This is a genomic window from Anatilimnocola floriformis (genome assembly GCF_024256385.1).
Classification (GTDB): Bacteria; Planctomycetota; Planctomycetia; order Pirellulales; family Pirellulaceae; genus Anatilimnocola; species Anatilimnocola floriformis.
On the sequence record NZ_JAMLFW010000001.1, the window covers coordinates 4896169 to 4920863 of the forward strand.

Sequence of the window (24695 nt, forward strand, 5' to 3'; positions counted from 1 at the left end):
GCCGCTGAAGGCTGCAATTACTATCAAGGGTTGTGGCTACGGACAATTTGTCCGTAGCCTTCTTGCCCGCTTCTTGTGATTGTCGCTCGCCACATGTGGAATTGGATCAACGTTCTGACCGGCCGCAACCGCCCGAATTCTGGCGGCGCGGGGCAGGCACATCTCACCTTCGGCCAAACTTCGATCGGCCGCACCATCTCGCGGACCGGCGTGGTGCTGAAGAAACAGCTGTGGATCTGGCCGATCATTGCGTTCGTCGTATTGGCCACAATCGGGTTCTTTATCAAGTCGTCGATCCAACGGACGATGGAAGACAATCTCACCAATCAACTGGTGACACTGCGCGATATCGAAAAGGCGATGCTCGAAAAGTGGTTTGAGGTGCAAGAGTCGAATGCCAGCTCAATTGCCAGTGAAGTGGAACTGCGCGATCTGGTGGCCGAGTTGCTTGTAGCGCTGAAGCCGATTGGCGAGGGTGATGGTCCACCGGCGGGCCAGCGACCTTTGTCGGTCATTCGCGCCGCGCTTACCGCCGAACTCGAGCCCGGTCAGCAAGCCCATCAGTTCGCCGGCTACGCGATCTTTGATCGCGATCAACGGATCGTCGCTTCGAACGAAGAAGGACTCATCGGCCACAAGCAACCGAACTACGAAGAGTTTCTCTCGCGCGTGTTCGACGGCGCGCCGTCGGTCAGCGTGCCGTTTGCGAGCATCACGCTGCTGAAGGATCATCTGGGAAGAATGCGGGCCGGGTTGCCGACGATGTTTGCTTGCGTGCCGGTGCGCGATAGCAACTTTCGCGTGATCGCGCTGCTCGGTTTGCGGATTCGGCCAGAGCGGGAATTCACCGACATCATCCAGCATGGCAAGTTCGGCGCGACGGGCGAAACGTACGCGATCGATAAAAACGGCACGCTGATTTCGAACAGTCGGTTCGATCGTGAGCTGATCGATCTCGGCGTCATTCCCGATACGCCAGACACAGCTTCGATTCTCAACGTGCAAATGCGAGATCCCGGTGGCAACCTGGCCACTGGCTTTCGCCCCGGCAAACGTCGCGCAGAACTGCCGCTGACGAACTCGGCCAAGAAAGCGATTTCTGGAGACACCGGATACAGCCTCGGCGGTAATCGCGACTATCGAGGCGTGCCGAACGTGGCCGCGTGGACCTGGCTGCCGAAGTATGAGATGGGCTTGGTTACGAAGATCGATTACTCCGAAGCGTTCCGGCCACTAACGATTTTGCAGCGAGTTTTCTTCAGCCTGTTTGCGCTGCTGATCGTTGCCGCGATCGCGATCTTTATTTTCACGATCATCGTTTCGCGGTTGCAACGCGAAGCGCAGAAGTCGGCCATCGAAGCGCGACAGCTCGGTCAGTATCGACTCGAGGAACAAATCGGCGCCGGCGGCATGGGTGTCGTGTATCGCGGCCATCATGCCATGTTGCGCCGTCCCACGGCGGTGAAGATGCTCGAGCCAGACCGCGTCAGCGAAGCCTCGATCGGGCGTTTTGAGCGTGAGGTGCAGATTACTTGCCAGCTCAACAATCCGCACACGGTGGCGATCTACGACTACGGTCGCACTCCCGAAGGCGTGTTTTATTACGCGATGGAGTTTCTCGACGGTATCAACCTCGAGTCGCTGGTTGAGAAATACGGCGCGCAACCCGATGGTCGCGTGATCGAGATTTTGAAGCAAGTTTGTGCGTCGCTGTACGAAGCTCATTCGCTGGGCCTGGTGCATCGCGACATCAAGCCGGCGAACATCATGCTCAATCGTCGCGGCGCCGAACCCGACGTAGTGAAGGTGCTCGACTTCGGCCTGGTGAAATCGCTCAACGAACGGTCGGATGCCAGTTCGCGCACGCTCAGCGGCACACCGCTCTACATGTCGCCCGAAGCTATTCAATCGCCCGACATGATCGATGCCCGCAGCGACATCTACGCCGTAGGCGCCGTGGGGTACTTTTTGCTGACCGGCTTTACGGTATTCAGTGCTCGCACGCTGAACGAATTGTGTCAGCAACATATCGATGCAGTTCCTGAGTTGCCGTCGCAGCGACTGGGAAAATCCGTGCCGCAGGAACTCGAGCACGCGCTGCTGGCGTGCCTGGAAAAGAATCGCGCCAAACGTCCGCAGACGGCGCGAGACCTCGCCAATCTGCTCGATCGAATCACGCCGCAACAACCTTGGACGCGAGAAGCAGCCGAAGGTTGGTGGAGCCGACACGAGCGAAAGCAAACGGCAGGCGCGGGCAATTCACCGCTGCCGCAGTCCGGCGGTACTGTGGCGAGCGGTCTTGACCGGACGATTGTCTACGATGGCGACAATCCGCCGCCCTCGTAATCGTTATAACCCTGCCAGCCGCGCCGCATTGGCTGCCGTGCGACCTAGAGTTGAGTGCGATTTTCGCGCTCATTTCGAGGGGCAGACATGACCACTACACTTCAGCAACCAGTTCAGCATCGCTGCACGCGCTGCTACCGCACGCTCACCTCCGACGCTTCCGAAGCCGGCACCGAACAAGCATGCGAGTTCTGCGGTCAGGCGCTGATCGTTCCCGATCTGGAATCGCAAGCCAGCGAGTACGGCGGTTACAAACCGCGTGGCCGCGAACGCTCGTTCGGCAGCGAGCCGAGCGCGGCGGCTCTTGCGGGATTCATGGTCGGTCAAAACGCCCCACTCGCGCCGCATTGGAAACGCTTCGTCGGCGCACTGGTCGATGGCCTGCTGATGGGCCTCGCCGTGGCTGCGGGCGTCTTGCTCGTCAGCCTGCTGATATCGCAAGGGCTGTTCAGTCAGCACGCGCTGCGCATCAAGGAATTCAACTGGGACAAACTCAACGCGCAAGCGGTGATCTACTTCCCATTGCTCATGCTCCTGCTGATTCAATGGAACATGATCGCCAGCCGCGGTCAGTCGATCGGCAAGTATTTGCTCGGCATGAAGATCGTCGATCCGCACGGCGGCAACCCGGGCTTCATCTGCGGCGTGATCCTGCGCAACTGGGTTCGCTTCGCCTTGTCGTTCATTCCGTTCTTCAGCTTGATCGACGTGCTGTTCATCTTTGGCGATTCGCGCCGCTGCCTGCACGACTATCTCGCCGGTACCACAGTGGTGGAAGCCGACTAGTTAGTCATCACTTCGCCACGTGACTCACACCGTTCGTCGAATTGCCGTCGAGCAATCGCCAGTGGGTCACATCAGTGGTGCCAACGCGCTGGACGATGGGCTCGATGTAGATCGTGCATTCTTCCGCTGGCGGGCCGGGATCGGCCTTGATGCCAGGGCCGATACGATTGGCCGTGAAGACATCCTGGGCCGGACCGAATTTCTGTCGCACGGTGTTCTTCAGCGTTTCGATCACTTTCATCTGATACCAATGCACGCCCGTCTCGCCGCCGAGTGGGCGGATGAGCTTGGCCCGCAGTACGACGGGCGCTCGCGCGAGTCGATCGGGATCGGTGTTCTCGATCTTCTCAACTGTTTTCTCGGCAGGCTTATCCGCCGATTCGGACTTGGGTGCCTTTTCGGCCTGGCCCCAGGCAACAGCAGGCGTAGCAACGATCAGAGCGAGCAAAAAATGGCGGCGAAGCATCGGCACATCTCTCAGTGAGGGAGAAATCTCATTCCCAGGCTGAGACGATCCGCAGGCTCGTTTGGTTTTGTCCTTTACCAAATCCGAGGCGATTTCACCTGCTGGGTCTTCGCTGGCGTCATGTCTTTGGCCGCCGAAACGGGCGTGATCGGGCCCGGCCGAAAGATTTCGATCGCCAGTTCAGCCCGGGCGTTGATCGCCGCCGCTTGCACCACTGGCAGATGATTTACCTGAGCCTGACTCACTTTGCCAGGCCCGGCCGGCGCCTGATAAAGACCGGCTACGACCGTTGGTTGCGGCCGCAGTCCGAATTTGGTCATCAGGTGTGTGATGACGCGGCTCTCATCGCCCGTCAGGCCGGTGAACGTTATCCGCTGCAATTGGTGGCGTTGATCGAAATAATAGGTCAACGAGCCGGCGATGTCGGTCGGCTGTGTGCCGGAAACGAGCGCCACGCGCAGGCCCATCTCATCCCCTTCGCCGGCAACGGTGTTCACGCGCGACCAATGCGAAGTGACCCACACCGAGCTGATGTCGAGCCGCAGCGCTTCTTCGAGACTGATCGGCGGCAACTGCGGACCGGCATCGAATTGCGGGATCCCTTGCGGAGCGGCTTGGAACCAGCTGGCCATGCTCGCGTTGTTGGCAGCTGGCGCCGAACTGCCGCCGAAGAAACGTTGCCACTCCGTGCGCGCGGTCTTCGATAGACCTTCGTCGAACATGACGTAAGGAACCACGATCGCGGCTCCCAGCACGAGCAAGAACAACGTTCCCCGATTGAACATCGCGATGGCCCCGAGCCCCGGCAAGAGATACTGTTCGCAGCGACAATTCGCCACTTCTCTCATCGTCATCGCTGATCGATTTCTCGCCACGAGCGCCGGCCGCCGCTAGATGCCCTGCGATCCGTACTGCCGCACCAGGTCATCGACGGTCAAGCCAAGCAGCGCCGCCGCGTATTCTTCGTCGCTGTAATAAGCGGCCCGTTCGTTCCGCCACTCGATTCGCAGCGACTGCAGCAGTTCCTCGGCGCGCTCGGGAGGATACTTTCTCAGCAATTGTTGCCGCAGCGCGGCAAAGTCATCGCCATCGGCTCCTTCGGCAACGGTGTCCCAGCGATGGAGCAAGTGGCCGGCGTTGTGTTCCAGCACTCGCGCCCGGCAACAAGCGGCCACGGCAGGCAATTGCAGATCATGAGCCAAGGCAGCCGCGAGAAACAAGAGTCGATCGCGAACGAGCAAACGCTGCCGCCGAGCCGCAGCGCGGGCCAGATGCAAATACATGCCGAGTAGATCGACGGGCGAAGCCATGCTGCGTATGATCCCTGGAAGAACGTTTCAAAGCAATCAGGCTCAGCACCATCCGCATGGAAGATCATCACTGGCTCACCTCTGCCGCCGCCCAACCGTTGCTCGAGGAATTGCAGCAAAAACTCCGCGCCGCTGGGCAAGTCGACGTGCGATTGGCGGCCAGCTTGCGAAAATCGCATTCGGCCACGCGCACGCATCTGCTGCTGGAACAAGTCGAGCTCCGCAATCGTGCCCGCGATAAATTTGCCGATCCGAGCGCGATGTTTTTCACCCGCAAAGGACTGGAGCAATGCACCGACGAAGCGCTGGCCGGCTACAAAGCAGCCCGTTTTCCGCAGGGATCGATTGCCGATCTCTGCTGCGGCATCGGTGGCGATGCGCTCGCGCTGGCCAGGCGCGGCCCGGTTTCGGCCTGGGATGCAGACGCCACAACGGCTCACTACGCAGAATGCAATTTGAAGTTGCGTTTGCCGGAGAACGCGCAAGTTCACGCGCAGATTGCCGCTGCAGAGGCTGTTGCGGAAGTCGCGGCCTGGCACATGGATCCCGATCGTCGAGCGACCGGCGAGCGCACGATTGAGCTCAGCGATTATGAGCCTGGGCCGGAACTGCTGCGTGAAATGTTGCAAAAAAATCCGCACGCTGCCGTAAAAATCGCGCCGGCAGCGGAAGTAAATCCGAGCGAATGGCCGCCGCATGAGCGCCAATGGCTCGGCAGCCGCGGCGAATGTCGGCAGCAAGTGCTCTGGTTCGGCGAACTCGCACAGCATGCGCATCAGCATGTCGCCACGGTTGTGGCCAGCGGCGGCGAAGTCACTTCGTTCGTCGGCGACGCGAACCTGCCGTTCCAGCCAGCAGATGCAGTTCTGCAATACATTTACGAACCCGATGCTGCGGTCCTTGCTGCACAACTAGCGGGCGCAATGGCAGCAGAACATGACCTCGCTGCCATCACAGCCGGCGGCGGTTATTTGACTGCTGATCATCAAGTTAATCAGAAGCTGCTCACCGCATTTCGCGTTCGTGATGTTCTTCCTTACGACCTGCGCAAACTGAAAGCGTATTGTCGCGAGCATCAGCTGGGCCAACTCGAAATCAAGAAGCGGGGCGTGGAACTTCAGCCGCATTATGTTCGCCGGCAGATTCTCGCCGCTGGTGAGAATGCGGCCGTGATTTTTGTGACGCCGGTGGGCGATCAGGTGAAAGCGATTGTGGCGGAACGTGTCCTTGATCCCCTCTCTTCGGTACTCCGCGGAGAGTCGTGACGATTCTGCCGTCGAATCAGCTCCTGCCGATTCTCCGCCAAACAGCCTACTGTGTGCTATGGTTGAGCATTCGCAACTCTCGCAGGCGCCAACTATGCGTTCTCTCTGGCTGATCGCTTTGATTCTGACAACCGCCGACATTTGTTCGGCGGCAAACATCTACGTCGATAACCTCGCCGGCGATGATCGGCGGAACGGCCTTGAGGCGAAGTCGCTCGGCGTCGGCAATGGCCCGGTGCGCACGATTGCGAAAGCGCTGCGACTGGCCCAGAAGGGCGATCGGATTATTCTCGCGAACAATCCCGGCAGCCCCTATCGCGAGAGCATTGCGATTAGCGGCGGTTTTCACTCCGGCATTGCGACGTACCCCTTCGAACTGATCGGCAATGGCGCTACGCTCGACGGCTCGCTGTCGCTGGCGAACGGCGAATGGGAGTTTGTCAGCGGCCAAACGTTTCGCGTCAGGCCGCCGCGCGGTGCATATCAGCGGCTGTTCCTCAACGATCAACCTGCCGAGTTCATCGCCTCGCAAGGCGATGCCCGGGCAATGCTCAAGCCGTTGCAATGGACGCTCATTCAAGGCCAGATCTATTTTTGTTGTGAGAAGGATAAGATTCCTGCGAGCTACAACCTGTCGTGCTGCGGCCTGCGAACAGGTATCACCATCTATCAGGTCGAAGACGTACAGATCAGCGATCTGACGGTGCGCGGCTTTGAACTCGACGGCGTGAATGCCGCTGATACGGCTTACAAAACGAAGCTGTTGGGCGTGGTCAGCCAAGACAACGGCCGGAGCGGCTTTACCGTTGGCGGCGCGTCGCGCGTGACGCTCGATCAATGTACCGGCACCGGAAACGGCAACTCGCAGCTGCGGGCTGAAGGGTATTCGCAAACGACCATTCGCGATTGCGAACTCGATTCCAAGTCGGCCCCTGCGCTGGTTCGCGACGGCGGCCGCGTGTTTCAAATCAAGCCGTAACGGCGATCGAACTCACTCGACCGGCAAGCCGGCTGCCTTCCAAGCTTTGTAACCACCGGCCAGCGATTGCACGTTGGTGTATCCCATCTTCTGCAGGTTATCGACCACCAGCGCCGAGCGATAACCGCCGCCGCAATAGCAAATGACTGGCGTCGCGGTATCTGGCACCGTCGGCTCGATCTTTAGCTCGACCACACCTTTGCTCAGATGGATCGCGCCGACCGCATGCCCGGCCGCGAACTCATCGGCTTCGCGCGTGTCGATGATCAGCACGCCCTGCTTCTGCTGCTCGTACGCATCGGTGGCGGAAATTTCTTTGATGCGCGTCTTGGCATCGGCGGTCAGTTGTTCGAAGCGCGGCGGATGGGGCATGTCAGATCCTTTCTGAGAATGGCAAAGCTTTATTGTACCGGACTCGGGAGGGCGAGGCTCCCGCCGAGCCGTTGAGGTTGAACGCAACGGCTGTGGGCGATCGTATTCGACCTACGCGGCTCGGCAGGAGCCTCGCCCTCCCGATGGCTAAACTTGCTCCTGCGATTGCCAGGCGACTACACTAGGGCTCTCCCTCCTGATTGTTCCTGCCTGGAGCATCGTGTCATGCGATTCCTCACCGCAGCCGTGCTGCTTGCTTGTCTGGTCGTTTCTCCCCAAGCGACGAACGCGCAAACGGCCTTCCCGATGCTGATGAGCATCAAGCCAGTCGCGGCGACTGTCGGGCAATCGTCGGAACACGTGATCGTTTCACGCTACACGATGTACGGCGCTTATCAGATTCTTGTTAGCGGCAATGGCGTAACGGGCGAAGTGTTGCCCAGCGAGATCAAGGCCGAAGACGCCGCCAAGAAGCCCGTCGAGCAACTCAAAGTCAGATTCCAAGTCGCCGCCGATGCACTCCCTGGCGTGCGTGACGTGCGCGTGGTGATGCCGACCGGCGTGAGCACCGTCGGACAACTCGTGATCGGTACCGGGCCGGTGGCGATCGAGAACGCCGCAAACGACAGCCTCGATAAAGCGACCGCCGTGCAAGTGCCAGCAACAATCTGCGGCTGCGTCGAAAAAGCCGAGGACGTCGACTTTTATAAGTTTCACGCCACGGCCGGGCAGGCGTTTAACTTTCATGTTCGCTGCGGTCGGCTGCAAGACAAAATTCACGATCTGCAGCTGCACTGCGATCCGATCCTCATGCTCCGCAATTCCGCCGGCGTGACGATCGCAGCAAGCGATAACTATTTCCGCGCCGATCCATTTCTGAGTCAGCGTTTTGAACAGGAGGGTGACTACATCCTCGAAATTCGCGACGTGCGTTATCAGGGAAACCAGTACTGGGAATATGCAATCGAAATCAGTTCGCAACCGTTTATCGAATGCACTTTCCCACTCGGCATTTCGCGCGGAACCACCGACATCAGCGCCGCTGGTTTTCTGCTCGGAGACAAACCGCTGAGTGTGAACGTCGATGCAAACATTCCCGCCGGCGAGTTCTGGACGACCGCGAAGAAGGGGGACCAGCAAACACTGCCGTTCGCCGTCGAAGTGACCGATTTGCCGCTCGTCACTGAGATCTCATCCGACAACAACAAGCCGGAGCAAGGACAGTTGCTAACCGCTCCCTGCGGCTTGAATGGCCGACTCGAAACCGAAGCCGACGTCGACTATTACACGTTGGAAGCGAAAAAGGGAGAAGCGCTGTCGCTGGAGATCGTCGCCCGTCGGCGAAACTCGGCCATCGATTCGCACCTGCGAATCCTGAACGAGAAGGGAGTTCAATTGCAGCTGAGCGACGATCTGAAAGTCGGCAAGCGCAACTATTCCGATTCGTGGATCGAAAACTGGACTGTCCCTGCCGATGGCAAATACACGATTGAGATTCGCGACGTGCATTTGCGCGGTGGTCCTCGCTTTCCGTACTTCTTGCAGATCACACGCAGCAAGGCCTACTTCGAACTCTATCTCGATACCGACAAGACACAAATCCCGCTCGGTTCGCAGGGAGTGATTTACTGCCGTGTCGAAAGGAAGAACGGTTTCACCGGCCCGGTCGATCTCGCCATCGATGGCCTGCCGCCAAGCATCACGGCGACCTGCGGCCGGATCCAAGCAGGCAAAGCAGTCGATGGCGTAAGTGTGCTCGCTGCCGAGCCCGACGCTCAACTCACGGTCGGCAGCGTTCGAGTCACCGGCACTGCAGTTCATGAGAAGGACGGCGAGAAGCTGGAACTCAGCGCGGTTGCTCGTCCTTATCAAGAGACCTATCAACCAGGCGGCGGGCGTGGTCATTGGCCTGTCGATGCGCACATCGTCGCGGTTACCGACTACGGCGATATCCGCCGCGTGAATGTCAGCACGCAGGAGATCCGCCTGCAGCCCGGCGGCTCGCAGAAGATCGAAGTCACAATCGACCGCAGCCCCGAGTTCACGACCAATGTGACGCTCGACATGCTCTATCGCCACCTAGCCAGCAGCTTCGGCGATTCGCTGCCACCGGGCGTGTCGCTCGACGACAAACAAGCCAAGACGCTACTCGCCGGTAGCGATACAAAGGGCTTCGTCACGGTAAAAGCCGCCGCCGATGCACCGCCGGTCGAAAACCACGTCAGCGTGGTGATGGCTCACGTGTCACTGAATTTTGTCATGAAGACGACTTACTGCAGTCCGGCGATTCGGATTAGCGTCGAGCCGAAGAGCGACATCAAAAAGTAAAAGGAAGAAACGAACCAGGGAGTGCGTCGTCTTATTCATGACGGAAGCCGGGTCGGATTGCGCAGCGGCTGATCTCATTCGTAGAAAGGAGTGTGTATGAAACTGCCGTTCCTGATGATTGGCTTGTGTTGCTGCCTCTTTACATCTCAGGCCTGGGGCGATGCTTTACCGGGGCCGGGACCAGCGCCCAATGCCGCGCCGCCTGCGCAGCGAGTCCCCAATTTCGCGGGCGAAGCGAAGACAGAAAAGGTCACGCTCAACCTGACCGTGAAACATGCGGATCTAAAGGGAGAAGGTGACGGGGTACAAGCCAAGCTCATCCTCCCCGCGAAGCTGCGCGACCTGCCGCCGCCAGCAGCAGCGCCGGGAAAGGTCGGCCAGCAGGAGAGTTCGCCTCGCTCACTCATTGCCGCCATCGCCCTGTCGCTGGCTGCGGTCAGCGTGGTCTTCGTCATTCGCGGCAAACGTTGGAGCGCGGCCAATAAAGCAGCATTGCTCGCCATCACCGTCGCTGCGGCCGGTTGCACTCTGGTCTATGCGAACGCTGGTCCGCCGCGCAATCGGGCCCCCAAGTCGCAGATTGTGATTGAGTTTTCAGCCGACGCGACTGAAGTTATGCTCACGCTGCCTGAGAAATAAATTACGGACAAATATCAAACTCCCTTATCGAAGGAACTTCCTGATGATGGTGCCAAGATTGTTTGCCGGTTGCCTCGTGTTCGGCCTGTTCTTGTGTGTTCGAAACGCCTCAGCCGATATCAAGGTTCCGCCGCGTCCTGCCCCAGCCCCAGCGACGAAGACGACGACCATTCCGGTGCAAATAAAGCACGCCGATCTGAAGGGGGAAGGCGATGGAGTGCAGGCTAAGATCGTCTTGCCCGCGAGCTTGCGAGATGCGGCGGCGGGCAAGGTTGGTTTGAAAGAAGATGCAGCGCCGACGCAGCGTTCGATTGTGGCCGCGATCGCGTTGTCGCTGGCCGCGGTCAGCATGGTGTTTGTGTTGCGTGGGAAGAAGTTGAACACTACCAGTAAAGCGGCCATCCTAGCCGTCGGTGGCATCCTGGCAATCTTCGGCGCCGCTCAAGCCGATATTGCGATCCCCGGCCAGAAGCGTGGGCCGCGGCCGATCCCGCCGCGCGAACCACTGGCCAAGTCCATGATCATCGTCGAATTTTCGAGCGACGTTGAAGAAGCGATCCTCACGCTGCAAAAGTAACTTCACGACCCCGACGCTACTCCATCGCAAGTTGAGCTTTAAGTTTGTCCACTGCGCTGCCCACGAAATCCGATTACGCCGAACCGTCGGCCACGACAGTTGTTGTCTGGTGGCCGGCTACGGTCGTCGTCGCGTTTGTCGCCGGGGCGTGGCTATTGGCAGTGAACGCACCGCTCGGTTTTTCGATCGCGGCGGTGTTTCTATTTGCGGGCCCGCACAACTGGATGGAAGCCCGCTACATGCTGCGGCGGATGCCGGCCCGCTGGGGGCCGCTCACGCCGTACTTTTGTCTGGGAATCGGCGGCACGCTCGTGCTGTCGGCATGGCAGGGAATGTTTCCTTGGCTGGGTCGTTCGCGCGATTGGACGCAAGACGATTGGGGCACTTCCATCGCGCTGTGGAACACGACGCTCGTTGTTTGGATCGTTACGCTCGCGCTGCTCCGCGGCACGCAAAATCCTCGCCGCGATTGGCGGTGGCTCATTCCTGTGGGCTTTGCGCTAATCGGTGTCAATTGGCTGTGGCCGCTTGGCTGGAGCATGGCGCTCGTCTATTTGCATCCGCTGGTCGCGCTCTGGTTTCTCGATCGGGAACTCGCTCGCGCTCGGTCGCCCTGGTTGAACGGCTATCGCGTTTGTCTGACCTTTTTGCCACTGTTGCTTGGGGCGTTGTGGATGATGCTCGCCCGGTCGCCGAACTTGCCCGGTGAAGACATTCTTTCGCTGCAGATCACGCAGCACGCGGGCGAGGGAATTCTCAGCGGCATTTCGACGCATTTGCTCGTCGCCACGCACACATTTTTGGAAATGCTTCATTACGGCGTGTGGTTGCTCGCTCTGCCGCTGGTCGCCGGCATGGCTAGGCCGTGGCAGTGGAAGTCGCAACTCGCGCAAACACCACTGGCCCGTCGCGGTCTGGTGTGGCGTCTCGGCGTCGGCGCGGTGCTCGCAATCGGCGTGATGGTGATGATCGTCCTTTGGGCTGGCTTTGCGGCCGATTATCCGCTGACACGCAACATCTACTTCACGGTGGCCATGCTGCACGTGCTCGCCGAAGTGCCGTTTCTGCTGCGGGTGCTGTGATGCATCCACCGAGTGTGGACGAGCTTTGGCGAGGAATCTTTTGGGCCTATCTACTGACGATCTCGCTCGAAACTCCCGTGCTGCTCGCGGGTTTGTCGCCCCGTCATTCCTGGCAGCGGCGACTCTTTTGTGGCGCGTGGTTGACCGCCTGTACGTATCCCGTAGTCTGGATCTTGCTGCCGCTGACGGCTTGGGAATGGTGGGGCTACACGCCGTATATTGTGATCGCTGAGATCTTCGCGCCGGTGGCGGAGTGCCTGATATTTTTGGCTGCGTATGCGGATAAGACGTCGACGTGGCGCGAAATTATTCGCGACTGCGCTGCCATCGTGGCCGCGAATCTGCTGTCGTACATTCTTGGCGGCTACTTGCTGGAGATCCTCAGATAGCCGCGTTCACGCTACGGGCTACCTTTTTCCGGCTGAATCGGCTCGAAGACCACGGCCTCTTCTTCCTGAACTTGCGGTTGCATCAAGCCGAGTTGCACAAGGCGGCGGATGAGACGGCCGCGCTGCAGTCCAAGCAATTCGGCAGCTTTAGTTTTGTTGCCGTTCGCTTTGCGGAGGGCCCGCTGCAGCAACTCCTTTTCCACCTCGGCGAGGAACTCGGGCAGATTGATCGAGGGCTCGGCGGGGTTTTGGTGCAGCAACGCTTCGCGGCCGTGATGGACTTGTGGCGGCAGATCGGCAGCTGTAATCGCAGCACCGCTGGCCGTGGCGCAGGCTTGCTTGACCATGGCTGCGAGTTCATCGATGTTGCCCGGCCAGGGATAGAGAAGCAGTAGCTCGAGCGCATCCTGAACAAAGCCGCCGTGCTGCGTGCCGCCGCGGGCGTTGTGCTGTTCGAGAAAATACTGTGCGAGGAGCGGCACGTCCTCGAGTCGCTTGCTCAGCGGCGGCGCGTTGAGCGTGAACGTGCTCAACGCAAAGGCGAGGTCCTGGCGAAAACGACCGCGAGCGGCAAGCTTGTGCAACGAACGCGAAGCCGTCGAGATCGTTTGCAACTCAACGCCTGGCAGCAGCAGAAATCCGGCCAGCTCTTGCTGCGCATCGGCCCGCAGTTGATCGACATCGGTGAGGAGCAGTGCCGGCGGCCGGCGGAAGGTTGTTCCTTCGCGCTGTTTCAAAAAACGGGTCAGCGTGAGTTGCATCAACTCCGCATCCATCACTGGGCAGTCAACGGCTGCCAGCGGACCAACCTGATTGACGTCGCCGACGTAGTGAATGGCGCGGGCCAGTTGGCGCCGACCGCTTCCCGTGGGACCAATGAGCATCACCCGCACGTTGGCGTGCTGGGCGACTTTCACCTGTTCGCGCAAACGGCGGATCGCATGACTCTGCCCGATCAGCGGACTCATGAGCAGCGCGGGATCCAGTTCGCTCCGCAGTTGCAGCAACTGCAAATGCGATAGCCGCGGCGCGAGGTCCATCGCGTGTCCATCCGGCGCAGCGGTATTTGCTGCACCGACGAAAACCAACACACCCGCCGCACCACTGAGTGCCTGAAACGTCGCCGTGCGAACCTCAGTGGGACTTCCGTCAGGTCCGCCGCAGATTTCGCCGGTCGTACAGCCATGCTCAAAGGCAGCCGGCGGCGGACCGAGCGAGTTGGCCACGGCGGCTTGTCCGTCGCGCGTGCTCGTCGCGGTGAAGTCGCAGCGCAGGCCGATCAGGTCCGGCAGTTTTTTCCCAAGCCATTGGCAGCACGCTTCGTTGGCATACTGCAGCTTCCGCTCGGCGCTGACCAGGTAGATAGGGGTCAGCGATTGGTCGAATGTCTTCAACAGCAAACGGGCTGGAGAAGCCTGGCGGGCCATGGGAATCCGATGGAGATGAGGACGAGTTGAATCAGCTCATCATAGCTGATTCAACTGCCACTTTCGCTTGCCACTCAGCTTGTGGCTGGCCCGGCGATATTAGACGAATTCCGGCTCGACGAGCGTCGGAATCACACCGGCTTCGAAACCGCGCTTCAGCAGTTCCTTGACCGCGGCCCGGCCACGCGGACCGAAGTCGAGCGTCCAATCGTTGACGTACATACCAACGAATTCGTCGGCTTTCGCGCGATCGAGGCCGCGACCGTAGCCCTGAGCATAGTCGAGAGCCTTGCCGCGATGTTCGAGACCGTAGGCGATGCTCGCCTTCAGCAGACGATTGACTTCCTGAATGTCATCCGCCCCCAGATCCTTGCGAATGCCGTTGGCGCCGAGCGGCAGCGGCAGGCCTGTTTCCTGCATCCACCATTTGCCGAGGTCGACAATCAGGTGCAGGTTTTGATCGCCGTAGGTCAGCTGACCTTCGTGAATGCAGAGGCCGGCGTCGATCTTTTCGCCGTTGAATTCGCCCCGTTCGGTAACGTTCAAGATTTCATCGAACGGCACGACGACGTGCTTAAAATCGTTGCCGATGCAAAGCTTGAGGGCGAGAAACGCGGTCGTCAGCGTTCCTGGCACGGCGATCGTTTGGCCGCGAAGCGACGCGATGTCGCGCGGTTCGCGGGCGATTACCATCGGGCCGTAATTGTCACCCATGCTCGCGCCGCAGGTGCAAAGCATGTATTTGTCGGCCAGGTGGGCGTAGGCATGCAAGCTGAGCGCGGTCAGCTCGAGCTCACCGGAAAAAGCCCGCCGATTCAGCGTTTCGATATCGACCAGCTCATGCGTAAAGCGGAATTTGCCCGTATCAAAGCAATCCTTGGCCAGGGCATAAAACATGAAGGCATCGTCCGGGTCGGGGCTGTGCCCCACGCGAATGAGCTTTTCTTCCGTCGAACCAGCAACCGCAGACATGGGCAATTCCTCAAACAGCAGACCAGAAACGCAGACTAAGGCCGTGAAACAAGCCTTTTATCTTCGCGACTGCTGTTTGAACCGCAAGGGGCGGAGAGAGATAACTGCCGGTCATAACCCGCGGCGTCAGCCAGGGGTTGGGCGAGAGATCGCGGCCATTTGCTCACGCAGCGGGTTAAGACATCGCTGGCTGAATGCCAGCGACGCATCTCGACGGAGCGAAATTATTGCCGATTCTTAGAACTCGCAGTTCAGCCCCAGTGTCAGGCTTTGCACCCAGAAGCTGGTGGTATGGAACTGGAAGGTCGGGCTCGTCGGCGGCACGTTCACGTCGTCGACCACCGTGTTGATCTGTTCGCCGGGGCGAACGATGTTGCTCCAGTACATCAGGTTGTAGCCGACGGTGAGTTGCGTCCGTGGCGTGATGTAATAGCCCAGCGACAGCCCCGTTTCGGTCACGGCGGCGAATTGATCTTGGCTGTAGTTGCCGATGTTCGACGAAGCCGTGAACAAACCACCCGGCTGATTCGGATCGACCACGCCGTTGACGCTCGTCGAGCCGTTGATGAGCACCGATTGGTGCATGTTGCCGACGCTCACGCGGGCTTTGCCACGGAGAGTCAGGCAGCAAACCTGATGTTCGGTCAGCACACCCAGAATCAAACCATTGAACTGATTCTCGGTGTTGAATTGATCGAGCAAGCGGACGTCGTTGTTGGCTTGGTTGCCGTCGGTTTGCATCCGCAGTTGGAAGTTGTCGTTCACACTCGAGGTGTGCCAACCGGTGATGAAATCGATGCGACCTGTCGCCGTCCGAGTGTAGAGCAAACGAGCGTATACATCGAAGCCATGAATTTCATTCGAAGCGCGAATGGCGACGCTGCCGCTGCGAACTTCACCGCCGACATCGGGATGAGCCAGCAACAAGGCCGAGTTGGCATTCAGATCCATGCTGAAGAACGGAATCGCCAGGACTGCGTTCTGCCCACTGTTGCGTGAGAAGTTGCCATCGTCGGCGCCAAAGAAGAAGTAACGGCCACCGAAACCGATCGTCTGGCAATCGTCAAGGAACGTGCCGAAATCGAGATTCAGGCCGGCTTGCATCTGTGTGTTTTTGGTATCGCCGTCGTACAAAATCGTCGCGTCCGGCAGCACGCCAGCCGTCGTCGAATCTTCGTTGGCGGGATCAGTCGTCACGAGCGGCGGATAGCTCCGCCCCTTACGCCAACCGAGCAGCAGGTCGGCTTTGGCCCACCACAGCGGTGGCCGGCATTGAAAGCACGGATCTTCCGGGCTGGGCGAATTCCAGAAACCGCCAGGCGGCGGGCAATAGCGCGGGCCGCAGGGACCACACGGATTGCAAACCGGGCCGCAGCAACCAGGACCGCAAGCCGGCCCTTCGTTTTGCATCCAGCCGTTCAGCGATTCATCGACGTACTCTTGATGCTCCATCGGAGGAGCCACTTGCACATTGTTGCGCTGACCGCGATTCGGCAGCACCGAGCGCGGACGCCGCGGCTGCTGAGGAATCGGTTGAGCCTCGGGCACCGGCTGAATTTCCGGCACCGGTTCCGGATTGGGCGTGCGCGTTTGCGGCCGCGGGTCGGGCTGCGGTGGTCGCAGATCGCCAGGCTGTGGCGGTTGCAGTTCGTTTTGCCAGTTCGCCAGGCGAGCCTGCTGATTGCGAGGGCCAGTCGGTGGCTGATAGACGGCAGGCTGGGCTTGTGCCAACGCGTGCTCGGGAATGGCCGAACCAGTCAGCCCTGCGGCCAGCACGCCGGCACAGAGCCAGCGCGCGGGAGCCTGAAATAACGCAGAGCCGCGGAACTTTCGTTCGATCGTGGAGAACGACATTTTCGTACTCGTGTCTCGGGGGGAGATGCCGACGTGTGTCGCGCGAACGAAAGGTAAGCCTTCCGGTCGCATCGAGTTTTTCGGCAATGCAGATGTTGCCGGTTGAATGAACCTGGCAATTTGCACCGAGTTTTCCGAACCTGCCGGTTGTATCGGCAGAAATCGACATCGCTAGCGTGGTTTCGCCAGCAAGCGAACTAGGATGGATAAGAGGCCGATTCGTGTTGCACTCCGAATTTCGAACTTCAAACTTCGAACCAAAAATGCGTTACCTACTTTGTTGCTGTCTGATTCTTAGTAGCACTTCCGCCGTCTTCGGCCAGTTTCAAAGCAACGACCCGAAACCAGGAGTTGCCGAAGCGGGCGCGATCGGGCCGAAGCTGGATCAGAAGGTCGTCAACCGCTACGTGGTGGGCGTGAAGATCCGCGCCGTCGGCGGCCCGGTATCGGGACTGACCGGCACGTTTGCCGTGCCCACCGATTGGGACGATCAGCAAGTGAAGCCGGTCACGGAAGACATTTCCAAGGCAGTTCGCCAGCACTCGCTCCGCAGCGGCGATTGCAATACGAAGCAAGTCGTCTTCAGCGTGCCGCAACTCACGGCCGGCGAAACCGCCAACGTGCTGTATACGTTCGAAATTACCAGCCTGTCGTCATCGAAGGCGCCGACCGATACCGCCGGCTTGGTCATTCCCAAAACGCTCAAAGGGGACGTCCGCAAATACCTGCAGCCGAGCCCGCAAATCGAAATCGCCAATCCCAAAGTGAAATCGTTCACCAAGGAAGCGACCGACGGCAAAGAAACGGCTTGGGAACAAGTGAACGGCATTTACGAAGCCGTGCGTGAAAAGATTCGCCTCGACACCTCCAAGATCAAAGGGGCTGCCATGGCGCTGAAGGATGGCGCGGGCTCGGACGATGACTTTGCCTCGGTCTTTGTCGCTTGCTGCCGCGCTCACAAAGTGCCGGCCCGCGTGCTGTTCATTCCGGATGCCACCCAGGCCGAGTTTTATCTGGAAGACGCCGACGGCAAGGGAATGTGGTTTCCGGTCGTGCTGAAAGGTGAAAAAGCCTTCGGCTTTCGCCCCACGGCGACCGTCATTCTGCAGCGCGGCGACAACATTCGCGTGCCCGAAATGAAAGACCCGCAGCGGTTCGTAGCCGAGCACTTGACTGGCAAAGGAAACACCGGCGGTAAGCCGGAAGTGGAATTTGTGCGCAAGTTTGAACGGTAATCTGCTAAGGTAGCGCGTAGCGTCGGCGCGAGAGGACGACTTTCAGCCAAAAGCGAAACTGCCAAACGCTTAGCGAGGAAAGAACCATGAAATCAATTCTCCCGCTCACCCTTCTCTTTTGTTGCTCGCTCGTCACCACAGCCGCCGAACCGCAGATCCGTTTCGGCCGCGAACAGACCAAGCAAGTCCGCGCCGGCTTCAAGATCGACGCTTCGGCCGGAAGCGTGACTGGCATCGTCGCCACCTGGGCCGTGCCCATGGATTGGCCTGAGCAAAGCGTGAAGCTCGTCAGCGAAACCATCTCGCCTAACTGCCGCGTGACGTATCGCAATCTCGACGGCGGCGTGAAGCAGCTCGTTGTGAACATTCCCCGCCTCGCCAAAGGAGAGACGGCCAGCGTCGAGCAGATTTACGAATCCACGATTCGCGAAATCCTGCCTCCGGAATCAACCGACGGTTTCGTGATTCCCACGAAGCTCAATAAAGAACTCACCAAGTTGCTGCAGCCGAGTCCATACATCGAAGTCAATTCGCCCGAAATCAAGAAGCTCGCCCCCGAGATCATCAAGGGGAAAGATAAAGCCTGGGATCAAGCCGAAGCGATTCTTAACTGGGTGCGCGAGAATGTGAAATACAAATTCGCGACCGACATCAAACCCGCCATCGCTGCGCTGAAGGATGGCGAAGGAGATTGCGAAGAACTATCGAGCCTGTTCATCGCACTCTGCCGTGCGAACAAGATTCCCGCCCGCGCAGTTTGGGTGCCGGGGCACACTTATCCCGAATTTTATTTGGAGGACGCGGCCGGCAACGGCCATTGGTTCCCCTGCCAAGCCGCCGGCAACACCAAAGAATTCGGCCAAATGTTCGAAGATCGGCCGATCCTGCAGAAGGGCGACAACTTCAAAGTCCCCGAAGAAAAGGCCCCGCAGCGCTACGTGAAGCAATTCCTGAAAGCGGCGAATGCGCAGGCCGATCCCAAGGTGCAGTTTTTCATGGAACGGGTCAAAGAGTAGGCATTGTCGCCTTTCGCTCGGCGAGAGGACGCGGCGCAGTGAACGCAAACTTACGAAAAATCTTGCTCGCTGCGATCACACTGCTCGGCGTGCGCGTGCTGATCGGCATCGTCTGGGAATATCGCCTCTACTTTCCGCCGAACTTTCAAACCGCTGCGTTTCTCATCGGCCGCGAAGAGACATTCACGCCGCTCTATGCCGCGGCGTTTTACTCGCACATCATCAGCGGGCCGCCGGCGATTCTATTGGCTGCTTTTTTGCTTTGGAGCAGCAGTCGCTCAGCGCTGCAGAAGGCCCATCGCTGGGCCGGACGAATTCTGGGGGTGCTGGTCTTCGCCGTACTCTTGCCGAGCGGCCTGTGGATGGCGGGCCGAGCGTTCGCCGGTCCACTCGCCGGCATAGGTTTCGCCTCGCTTACACTGAGCACGGCCTGCACGCTGGGCAAGGCGATTTCGCTCGCACGCCGCAGAAAATTCGCGCTGCATCAGCAATGGGCCATTCGCACATTCTTGCTGCTGGCCTCGCCGCTGTTACTGCGCGTGATTGGCGGCGCGCTGTCAGTCAGCGGTTGGGACATTCCCGCAGCCTACATCGCCAACGCCTGGCTGAGCTGGCTCGTGCCGCTCGCCGGTTACGAGGTTTGGCTGCGAAGTAGGCCGGAACAAGCGGTACCCCGCGCAGTTCCGGCAAGACCGGCGAGTGAAAGCTAAGTTTCCGCTTTGCCGGAACTGCGCGAGTACGCTTGTTCCGGCCTACGGATCACGCCGCCTTTCGCGTCCCAATCTGCATGAGCTTTGTCGCAGCAGCGGGAGCAACAGGAGCAGTGCCACGACTCGCGAGGGCCTTCGTCTTGGCCGCGACATTTTTCGCCGCTTCGGTCAGCGAGTAAATCTGCAGCGCTTCCTCTTCCTCCGAATCCACCACAGGCGTCAGGGCCAGATCGGTGTACTGCTTGGCGGCGGCGTTCTTCTTGATCTTCCGATGCATGCGTTCGAGATAGAGCGTGAAGCTCGCGAAGCCGGCATACGTGCGGAAGATCTCCCACGCCCGTTTGGCATAGAACACGAGAGGATTTTCGACCGGCATGTCGCTGCGCCGCGTGGTCCGCACTTTGTGGCGAAACACGCCGCACTGCAGCGGATGGACATGTTCGTAGCGATAGCTGCCGTAATAGGTCGCGATGGCCCACTTCACTTTTTCGGCGCCGAACTTCAGCGTCTCTGCGCGGCGCATCAAGGTTTCGATGTGCTCGGGGCTATAGTACTGATGCCAGGCGTCGCGATACACCTGCTGCCACTCGTCGTCCGACATCTTGCTGTGACTCGTCGTCACATGCTCGAGGTCGTACTTATTCATGTCCTGGTCCATCACCACACCTTCGCGATGCATCTTTTGATGATCAGCCGAGCCCGGCAGCGGCGTGAGGATGAAGAACTCCAGAATGTCGATCGGCAGTTCTTTCTGAATGACGGCAATATCCCGTTTGATCGACTCCGGTGTATCGGCAGGAAAACCGAGAATGTAACCAGCGATCGTCACCACGCCCTTGTTTCGCCAGGCTTGCAACAGCTTGCGATATTCGGTGATGCGGTTCTGAAACTTCTTGGTGTGAACCAGGTTGTCAGGGTTGATGTTCTCCATGCCGATGAAAACCCGGTTCACGCCGGCAGCCGTCGCTTTCTCGACGAAGTTCGGAATCTTGTGACACATCGTGTCGACTTGAATCACGAAGCGTAGCGGCCACTTTTCCTTTTTCTTCAGCTCGATGATCCGATCGAAAATGGCTTCCCAGTTCTTGTTCCGGGCCATGTTGTCGTCGGTGATAAAGAACTGCGTGATACCGTTGGCCACGTATTGCCGCAGCATTTTTTCGACATCGTCGGCGTCGCGATGTCGCGACTTGCGGCCTTGCACGTTGATGATCGTGCAAAAGCTGCATTGAAACGGACAGCCACGGCCCGCATCGAAGGCGGTGAAGTACATGTACTTCTTCGCGATCGCGGTCGGCAAAAACGGCGTGACCTGCTTCTGCATATCGGGCAGATCATTGAGATAGTTGTAGATCGGCTTGAGGGTTCCCGCGCTTGCTGATTTCAGCAAGTCTTCCATCCGCCCTTCGGCTTCACCGGCAAACAGCGACACGCCGAGGTCTTGAACTGCTTTGATGTCGGCCGGCAATTCGGGCAGCATCGACAAGCAACCGCTGACGTGAAAGCCGCCGATGACAACTTTGATTCCCGCGGCCCGCAGTTCGCGGCAGATATCGGCCGTGCGCGGAAACTGGTTCGACTGCACGCCAGTCATGAAGACCACGCCCTGGCCGTCGTTGGCCTGGATCCGCTTGATGATCTGCTTGATCGGAACGATGGTGTGGCATTCGTCATACGCGTTGATGACGATCTCGGTGTTGTCGCCGAGCACCTTGCGCTCATCGCAGTCGCGCACAATGCCGAACATGCAGGCGAGAGAATTGGACGGCACGAAGGCTCGCCACCATTGAATCACGTAGCCGTCGTCATCATAGTGCGAAGGCTTGATGAGCTCGACGTAGAACTTTTTGGTGGCTGTACTTTTGGCAGCCGGGCTCGTCGTGACCAGATTTGTCGAAGCAGTGGCCGTAGCCGTGGTCGTCGCGTCCATGCGAACCCCCAAGCGAAAGGTAACTAGCGAGGGGGAAGCTTAATCCGTTATCGGCTGGCCACAAAGTGCGATCATAACGATTCTGTCGGTAACAGCGAAAATTTCGCTTAATTCTTGCGAATCGCCGGGAACGCAAAATCGGCGATCTCTGCTAGCAGCTTCGGCCGGCGGTCTTTGAGTTCGCGTAGCAACTCCAGTCCCTCTTCCTTACCATAGGCCCGCTCGGCATATTGCTGCACCAGAACGCCCTGGCCATCGGCGCTGAGCTGATAGATGAAAATATTGAACTCGGTGATTTCGGCAGCGGTGTCCCACGTCACAAAGTCGACCTTAGTTCGCTTGCCGTCGGGGCTCATCAGAACGGCTGCACGAGCTTGCGGATTCTTTTGCTTCAAGGCCTGCACCAGACGCCCGGCGAGCTCACGATAATCCTTGCGTCCCGAGTAAGTGCGAATCGCGATTAGCGAGCTCCATTCGTCGATCGTCTCATTCTCGGGAACATACTCGTTGAGGGCTTCGAACTGATTGGCCTGTGAAAACGCCAGGACGTAGGTCTCTTCCTGAAACTCAATCTGCGGCTTGCGACCTTCTGCGGCCTGACAGAAACCAGCAAAGCAGAAGACAGCAACGGCGGTGGCGGCGAACAAGCGCATCGGAGAACTCCCAGAAAAGTGGCGTCTCTCCAAATATGGGTCGCAAACCGGCTGTCGGCTGAGAAAGCCCGCGGTAGCGATTGTGCCGGCCGATTCGTTTATGCGCTCGAACGCTTCACTTACGGCGTTCGTTTTCGCCGTTCTTCGCTGGCCGCGACATCGGCGGCGATTTCTTCTGCCGTCGGTTTCCAGTTTCGGCCGGCGAGCTTGATTTCGAAATCGGGTTGCCCCGCGAGCACGCAAACTTCTCGCAGCACCCGGAGCATCAATCGCTGCACGAGTTCCGAATCATCTTCGCGACCGTAGAACTCCGAGACGTCGATCAATTCTCCGACGCGCACTTCGACGCGAGCCCGCATGAGAAACGGACTCCAAGCCGTTTTGCGATACGGCGAGCCCTGAATGTAAACCGGCAGCAACGGCACGCGCGACTTCAGCGCGATCACAACCGCCCCAGGCCGGCAAGGGAGCAGCAGTTGCTCGGTCATGTTGATCCGCCCTTCAGGGAACATGCCGACCAGACCTTTGGCCGCCGTGTATCGCAGGGCAGTTTTCGTCGCCCCCGTATCGACGCCGCTCCGGCGGACTGGAATTACTTCACAAATGCGAAGGAAGAAACCGAAGAGCGGATTCTCGACGAACTCGCGCGCCACCATCCAATAAATCTTGCGATGCGAGGCCATCTGCACAAAGAACGGATCAACACTGCTGCGGTGATTGCAAACGATGACCGCTCCCTCGAGCTCGGGAATCGGCAATTTCTTTGGTAATTTCGCACGCCACTGCCAGCGCACCAAGATCGATGCGCCGAAATAAAAAATCGCTTGCAGCGGCCCGAACTGGCTGAACAACCGCAAGTAAATTAACCAACTGATCAACAGCGCGACGCACACGCCCAGCGCGATGAGCGATCCTTGCAGCAAAGTCACAACGGCCTCCGCGCGGTTTACCGGTCAGCGCTGTCGCTGCTCGGTGGTGGTTCGGCCGGTGGAATCTGAGGTGGCGGAGTACTCTCGGCAGGTGGCGTAGTGATCTCCGTCGTGTTCACGGCTGGCGGTGGTGTCGGTGGCGCTGCAGTATCAAATGCAACCGTCGCACCCGGCGGCGGCGGTTGCTGCGCCGCGGGCGTTTCGTCGCTCAGCATTCCTTTCCGGGCGGTTTCGAGAATCTCTTCGTCCTCTTCGAGCTGGATTTCATCCATCTCTTTATCATCGACGGCCAACCGCATCAGCAGGAAAATGGCAGTTGAAGCGACGAAGAAGTAGCTGTAGGCAGCCGCCCGCTCGACGACTTCAACCAGGCTAAGGACGAGCGCAACTAGTTCGACGCCCCCCTCGCGCATGATCGGCGCTTCGACGTTGGCTCCCAGTCGAACTTCGGTCACTTGCTGGCGAATCAAAGCAATCCGAGTTGCTCCAGCGCCCCATGAAGCACTCCACCAACCAAACTCGATTGCCGAGGTCGCGAAGAGGTGAACGATGAGCAGCCCCAAACCGCCGAGGAAAATCGCCACCAGTGCGTACCACAAATAGTGGAGTGGCTTGCCGTAGACGTACGAAAACGAATCGCTGAAGGCTTGCAGTGCATCACCATCGCGCTTCGAACCGATCACACCGTACATCAGCGGCCAGCCAAAGAACAAACCGACAATCAGCCACGCCGCCACCAGCCCCAGGCCGATCACGAAGATCCACAACAGCCCCGCGAGAAACACACCGATCTCGAGTCGCATGAGCAAACCCAGCGGTACGACGAGCAAGCCCATCACGCACAGTGCGAAGAGGGGAGCAAGCGGAGCGAGCGCGTACTGCAGATAGCGAGGCGCAACGAACCGGGCCGCATCGAGCCAGTCGTAAGTCGTATCGCAACCCAACTGCACCAGGGCTTGGCGTGAAATCACCCCGCCGAAAAATCCCCACACGGCAGCAGAAATCAAAAAGCCAATGCCGTAGTAAACGACATGCCGAAACGAAGTGTCGGCGCTGAAGATCTCCAGCGCTGGTTCTGCCAGTCGTTTAAACGGTACCGTGGCGGCACCTTCGAGCGGCAGATTCGTGCCGAACGTGTGCTGCGGAAATTGCGTCATGTTGCTGTGCGGATGCGTGGCTACGGCTTCGGTCAGCAGCAGCGGCTGACGAACGCGCTCGCGCTCTACCTTCGGCAGGATGAACGCACTTTCCCACCAACCCAGCGAGGTGAACGCGACGGCCGCCGTCGCCAGCATCAATGGCCCCGGTGCGATCGCGAGACGAAAGCAGCGCATGAGGATGAGCCAGGGAAAAATGTCGCGCCAGATAATTTGTCGCACAGCGACGGCTTGCTGTGCGTTTACAGGTTGTTCATTCATGGGTGCCAACTC

Annotated in this window: 23 protein-coding genes; 12 read left to right on the forward strand and 11 right to left on the reverse strand. The window is 59.1% G+C overall.

Going from position 1 to position 24695, the window contains the following annotated elements; genetic code table 11:
* The first annotated feature begins 93 nt into the window (after positions 1–93).
* Positions 94–2346, forward strand: coding sequence for a serine/threonine protein kinase (locus tag M9Q49_RS19175; protein WP_254510435.1), 2253 nt, complete (start codon positions 94–96; stop codon positions 2344–2346).
* An 87-nt stretch (positions 2347–2433) separates the two neighbouring features.
* Complete coding sequence (locus M9Q49_RS19180; RefSeq protein WP_254510436.1) at positions 2434–3132, forward strand: RDD family protein; 699 nt, start codon at positions 2434–2436, stop codon at positions 3130–3132.
* A 7-nt stretch (positions 3133–3139) separates the two neighbouring features.
* On the opposite strand, the gene M9Q49_RS19185 is transcribed toward M9Q49_RS19180, so the two are convergent.
* The 3 genes from M9Q49_RS19185 to M9Q49_RS19195 form a co-directional block, all read right to left on the reverse strand.
* The gene (locus M9Q49_RS19185) at positions 3140–3598 is read right to left on the reverse strand and encodes a hypothetical protein (RefSeq protein ID WP_254510437.1); all 459 of its coding nucleotides are present in this window, start codon (positions 3596–3598) and stop codon (positions 3140–3142) included.
* A 74-nt stretch (positions 3599–3672) separates the two neighbouring features.
* Positions 3673–4452 carry a DUF6690 family protein gene (locus M9Q49_RS19190; protein WP_254510438.1) on the reverse strand — a complete coding sequence of 260 codons (780 nt, stop codon included), beginning with the start codon at positions 4450–4452 and terminating at the stop codon, positions 3673–3675.
* 36 nt (positions 4453–4488) lie between these two features.
* Positions 4489–4908, reverse strand: coding sequence for a hypothetical protein (locus M9Q49_RS19195; RefSeq protein WP_254510439.1), 420 nt, complete (start codon positions 4906–4908; stop codon positions 4489–4491).
* A 56-nt stretch (positions 4909–4964) separates the two neighbouring features.
* On the opposite strand from M9Q49_RS19195, the gene M9Q49_RS19200 reads away from it, so the two are divergent.
* Positions 4965–6173: a class I SAM-dependent methyltransferase gene (locus M9Q49_RS19200; RefSeq protein ID WP_254510440.1), complete on the forward strand. Its 1209-nt coding sequence runs from the start codon at positions 4965–4967 to the stop codon at positions 6171–6173.
* A gap of 94 nt (positions 6174–6267) precedes the next feature.
* A complete protein-coding gene (locus M9Q49_RS19205) occupies positions 6268–7152 on the forward strand; it encodes a right-handed parallel beta-helix repeat-containing protein (protein ID WP_254510441.1) in 885 nt (294 codons plus the stop codon).
* A gap of 12 nt (positions 7153–7164) precedes the next feature.
* Here M9Q49_RS19205 and M9Q49_RS19210 read toward each other — a convergent pair whose 3' ends face one another.
* Entirely contained in the window at positions 7165–7524 is a 360-nt protein-coding gene (locus M9Q49_RS19210) for a rhodanese-like domain-containing protein (RefSeq protein WP_254510442.1), read from the reverse strand.
* Between the two features lie 225 nt (positions 7525–7749).
* Here M9Q49_RS19210 and M9Q49_RS19215 point away from each other — a divergent pair, with 225 nt between their 5' ends.
* From M9Q49_RS19215 to M9Q49_RS19235, 5 genes are all read left to right on the forward strand, one after another.
* Positions 7750–9852 (forward strand): PPC domain-containing protein, encoded by a 2103-nt coding sequence (locus tag M9Q49_RS19215; protein WP_254510443.1) that lies wholly within the window; start codon positions 7750–7752, stop codon positions 9850–9852.
* A 96-nt stretch (positions 9853–9948) separates the two neighbouring features.
* Positions 9949–10491, forward strand: coding sequence for a hypothetical protein (locus tag M9Q49_RS19220; protein WP_254510444.1), 543 nt, complete (start codon positions 9949–9951; stop codon positions 10489–10491).
* A gap of 43 nt (positions 10492–10534) precedes the next feature.
* Positions 10535–11068, forward strand: coding sequence for a hypothetical protein (locus M9Q49_RS19225; RefSeq protein WP_254510445.1), 534 nt, complete (start codon positions 10535–10537; stop codon positions 11066–11068).
* Between the two features lie 44 nt (positions 11069–11112).
* Positions 11113–12150 (forward strand): hypothetical protein, encoded by a 1038-nt coding sequence (locus tag M9Q49_RS19230; RefSeq protein WP_254510446.1) that lies wholly within the window; start codon positions 11113–11115, stop codon positions 12148–12150.
* Positions 12150–12539 carry a hypothetical protein gene (locus M9Q49_RS19235; RefSeq protein ID WP_254510447.1) on the forward strand — a complete coding sequence of 130 codons (390 nt, stop codon included), beginning with the start codon at positions 12150–12152 and terminating at the stop codon, positions 12537–12539. The genes M9Q49_RS19230 and M9Q49_RS19235 overlap by 1 nt, the downstream gene beginning before the upstream one ends.
* An 11-nt stretch (positions 12540–12550) precedes the next feature.
* On the opposite strand, the gene M9Q49_RS19240 is transcribed toward M9Q49_RS19235, so the two are convergent.
* The 3 genes from M9Q49_RS19240 to M9Q49_RS19250 form a co-directional block, all read right to left on the reverse strand.
* Positions 12551–13966 (reverse strand): sigma 54-interacting transcriptional regulator, encoded by a 1416-nt coding sequence (locus M9Q49_RS19240; protein WP_254510448.1) that lies wholly within the window; start codon positions 13964–13966, stop codon positions 12551–12553.
* A gap of 99 nt (positions 13967–14065) precedes the next feature.
* On the reverse strand, positions 14066–14938 hold the full coding sequence (locus tag M9Q49_RS19245) for a menaquinone biosynthesis family protein (RefSeq protein ID WP_254510449.1): 873 nt from the start codon (positions 14936–14938) through the stop codon (positions 14066–14068).
* Positions 14939–15175: 237 nt separating this feature from the next.
* Positions 15176–16792, reverse strand: a complete 1617-nt coding sequence (locus M9Q49_RS19250) for a BBP7 family outer membrane beta-barrel protein (RefSeq protein ID WP_254510450.1) — start codon at positions 16790–16792, stop codon at positions 15176–15178.
* A gap of 263 nt (positions 16793–17055) precedes the next feature.
* Between M9Q49_RS19250 and M9Q49_RS19255 the strand changes: the two genes are divergently transcribed.
* The 3 genes from M9Q49_RS19255 to M9Q49_RS19265 all read left to right on the forward strand — a co-directional run bounded on the left by M9Q49_RS19255 (position 17056) and on the right by M9Q49_RS19265 (position 19753).
* On the forward strand, positions 17056–18027 hold the full coding sequence (locus M9Q49_RS19255; protein ID WP_254510451.1) for a transglutaminase-like domain-containing protein: 972 nt from the start codon (positions 17056–17058) through the stop codon (positions 18025–18027).
* A gap of 86 nt (positions 18028–18113) precedes the next feature.
* On the forward strand, positions 18114–19043 hold the full coding sequence (locus M9Q49_RS19260) for a transglutaminase-like domain-containing protein (RefSeq protein WP_254510452.1): 930 nt from the start codon (positions 18114–18116) through the stop codon (positions 19041–19043).
* Positions 19044–19081: 38 nt separating this feature from the next.
* A complete protein-coding gene (locus M9Q49_RS19265) occupies positions 19082–19753 on the forward strand; it encodes a DUF2306 domain-containing protein (RefSeq protein ID WP_254510453.1) in 672 nt (223 codons plus the stop codon).
* A 49-nt stretch (positions 19754–19802) separates the two neighbouring features.
* Here M9Q49_RS19265 and M9Q49_RS19270 read toward each other — a convergent pair whose 3' ends face one another.
* From M9Q49_RS19270 to M9Q49_RS19285, 4 genes are all read right to left on the reverse strand, one after another.
* Complete coding sequence (locus tag M9Q49_RS19270) at positions 19803–21683, reverse strand: B12-binding domain-containing radical SAM protein (RefSeq protein ID WP_254510454.1); 1881 nt, start codon at positions 21681–21683, stop codon at positions 19803–19805.
* 107 nt (positions 21684–21790) lie between these two features.
* Entirely contained in the window at positions 21791–22336 is a 546-nt protein-coding gene (locus tag M9Q49_RS19275; protein WP_254510455.1) for a hypothetical protein, read from the reverse strand.
* A gap of 119 nt (positions 22337–22455) precedes the next feature.
* Positions 22456–23265: a lysophospholipid acyltransferase family protein gene (locus tag M9Q49_RS19280; RefSeq protein WP_254510456.1), complete on the reverse strand. Its 810-nt coding sequence runs from the start codon at positions 23263–23265 to the stop codon at positions 22456–22458.
* A gap of 17 nt (positions 23266–23282) precedes the next feature.
* Positions 23283–24683, reverse strand: a complete 1401-nt coding sequence (locus M9Q49_RS19285; protein ID WP_254510457.1) for a hypothetical protein — start codon at positions 24681–24683, stop codon at positions 23283–23285.
* Positions 24684–24695: the final 12 nt, after the last annotated feature.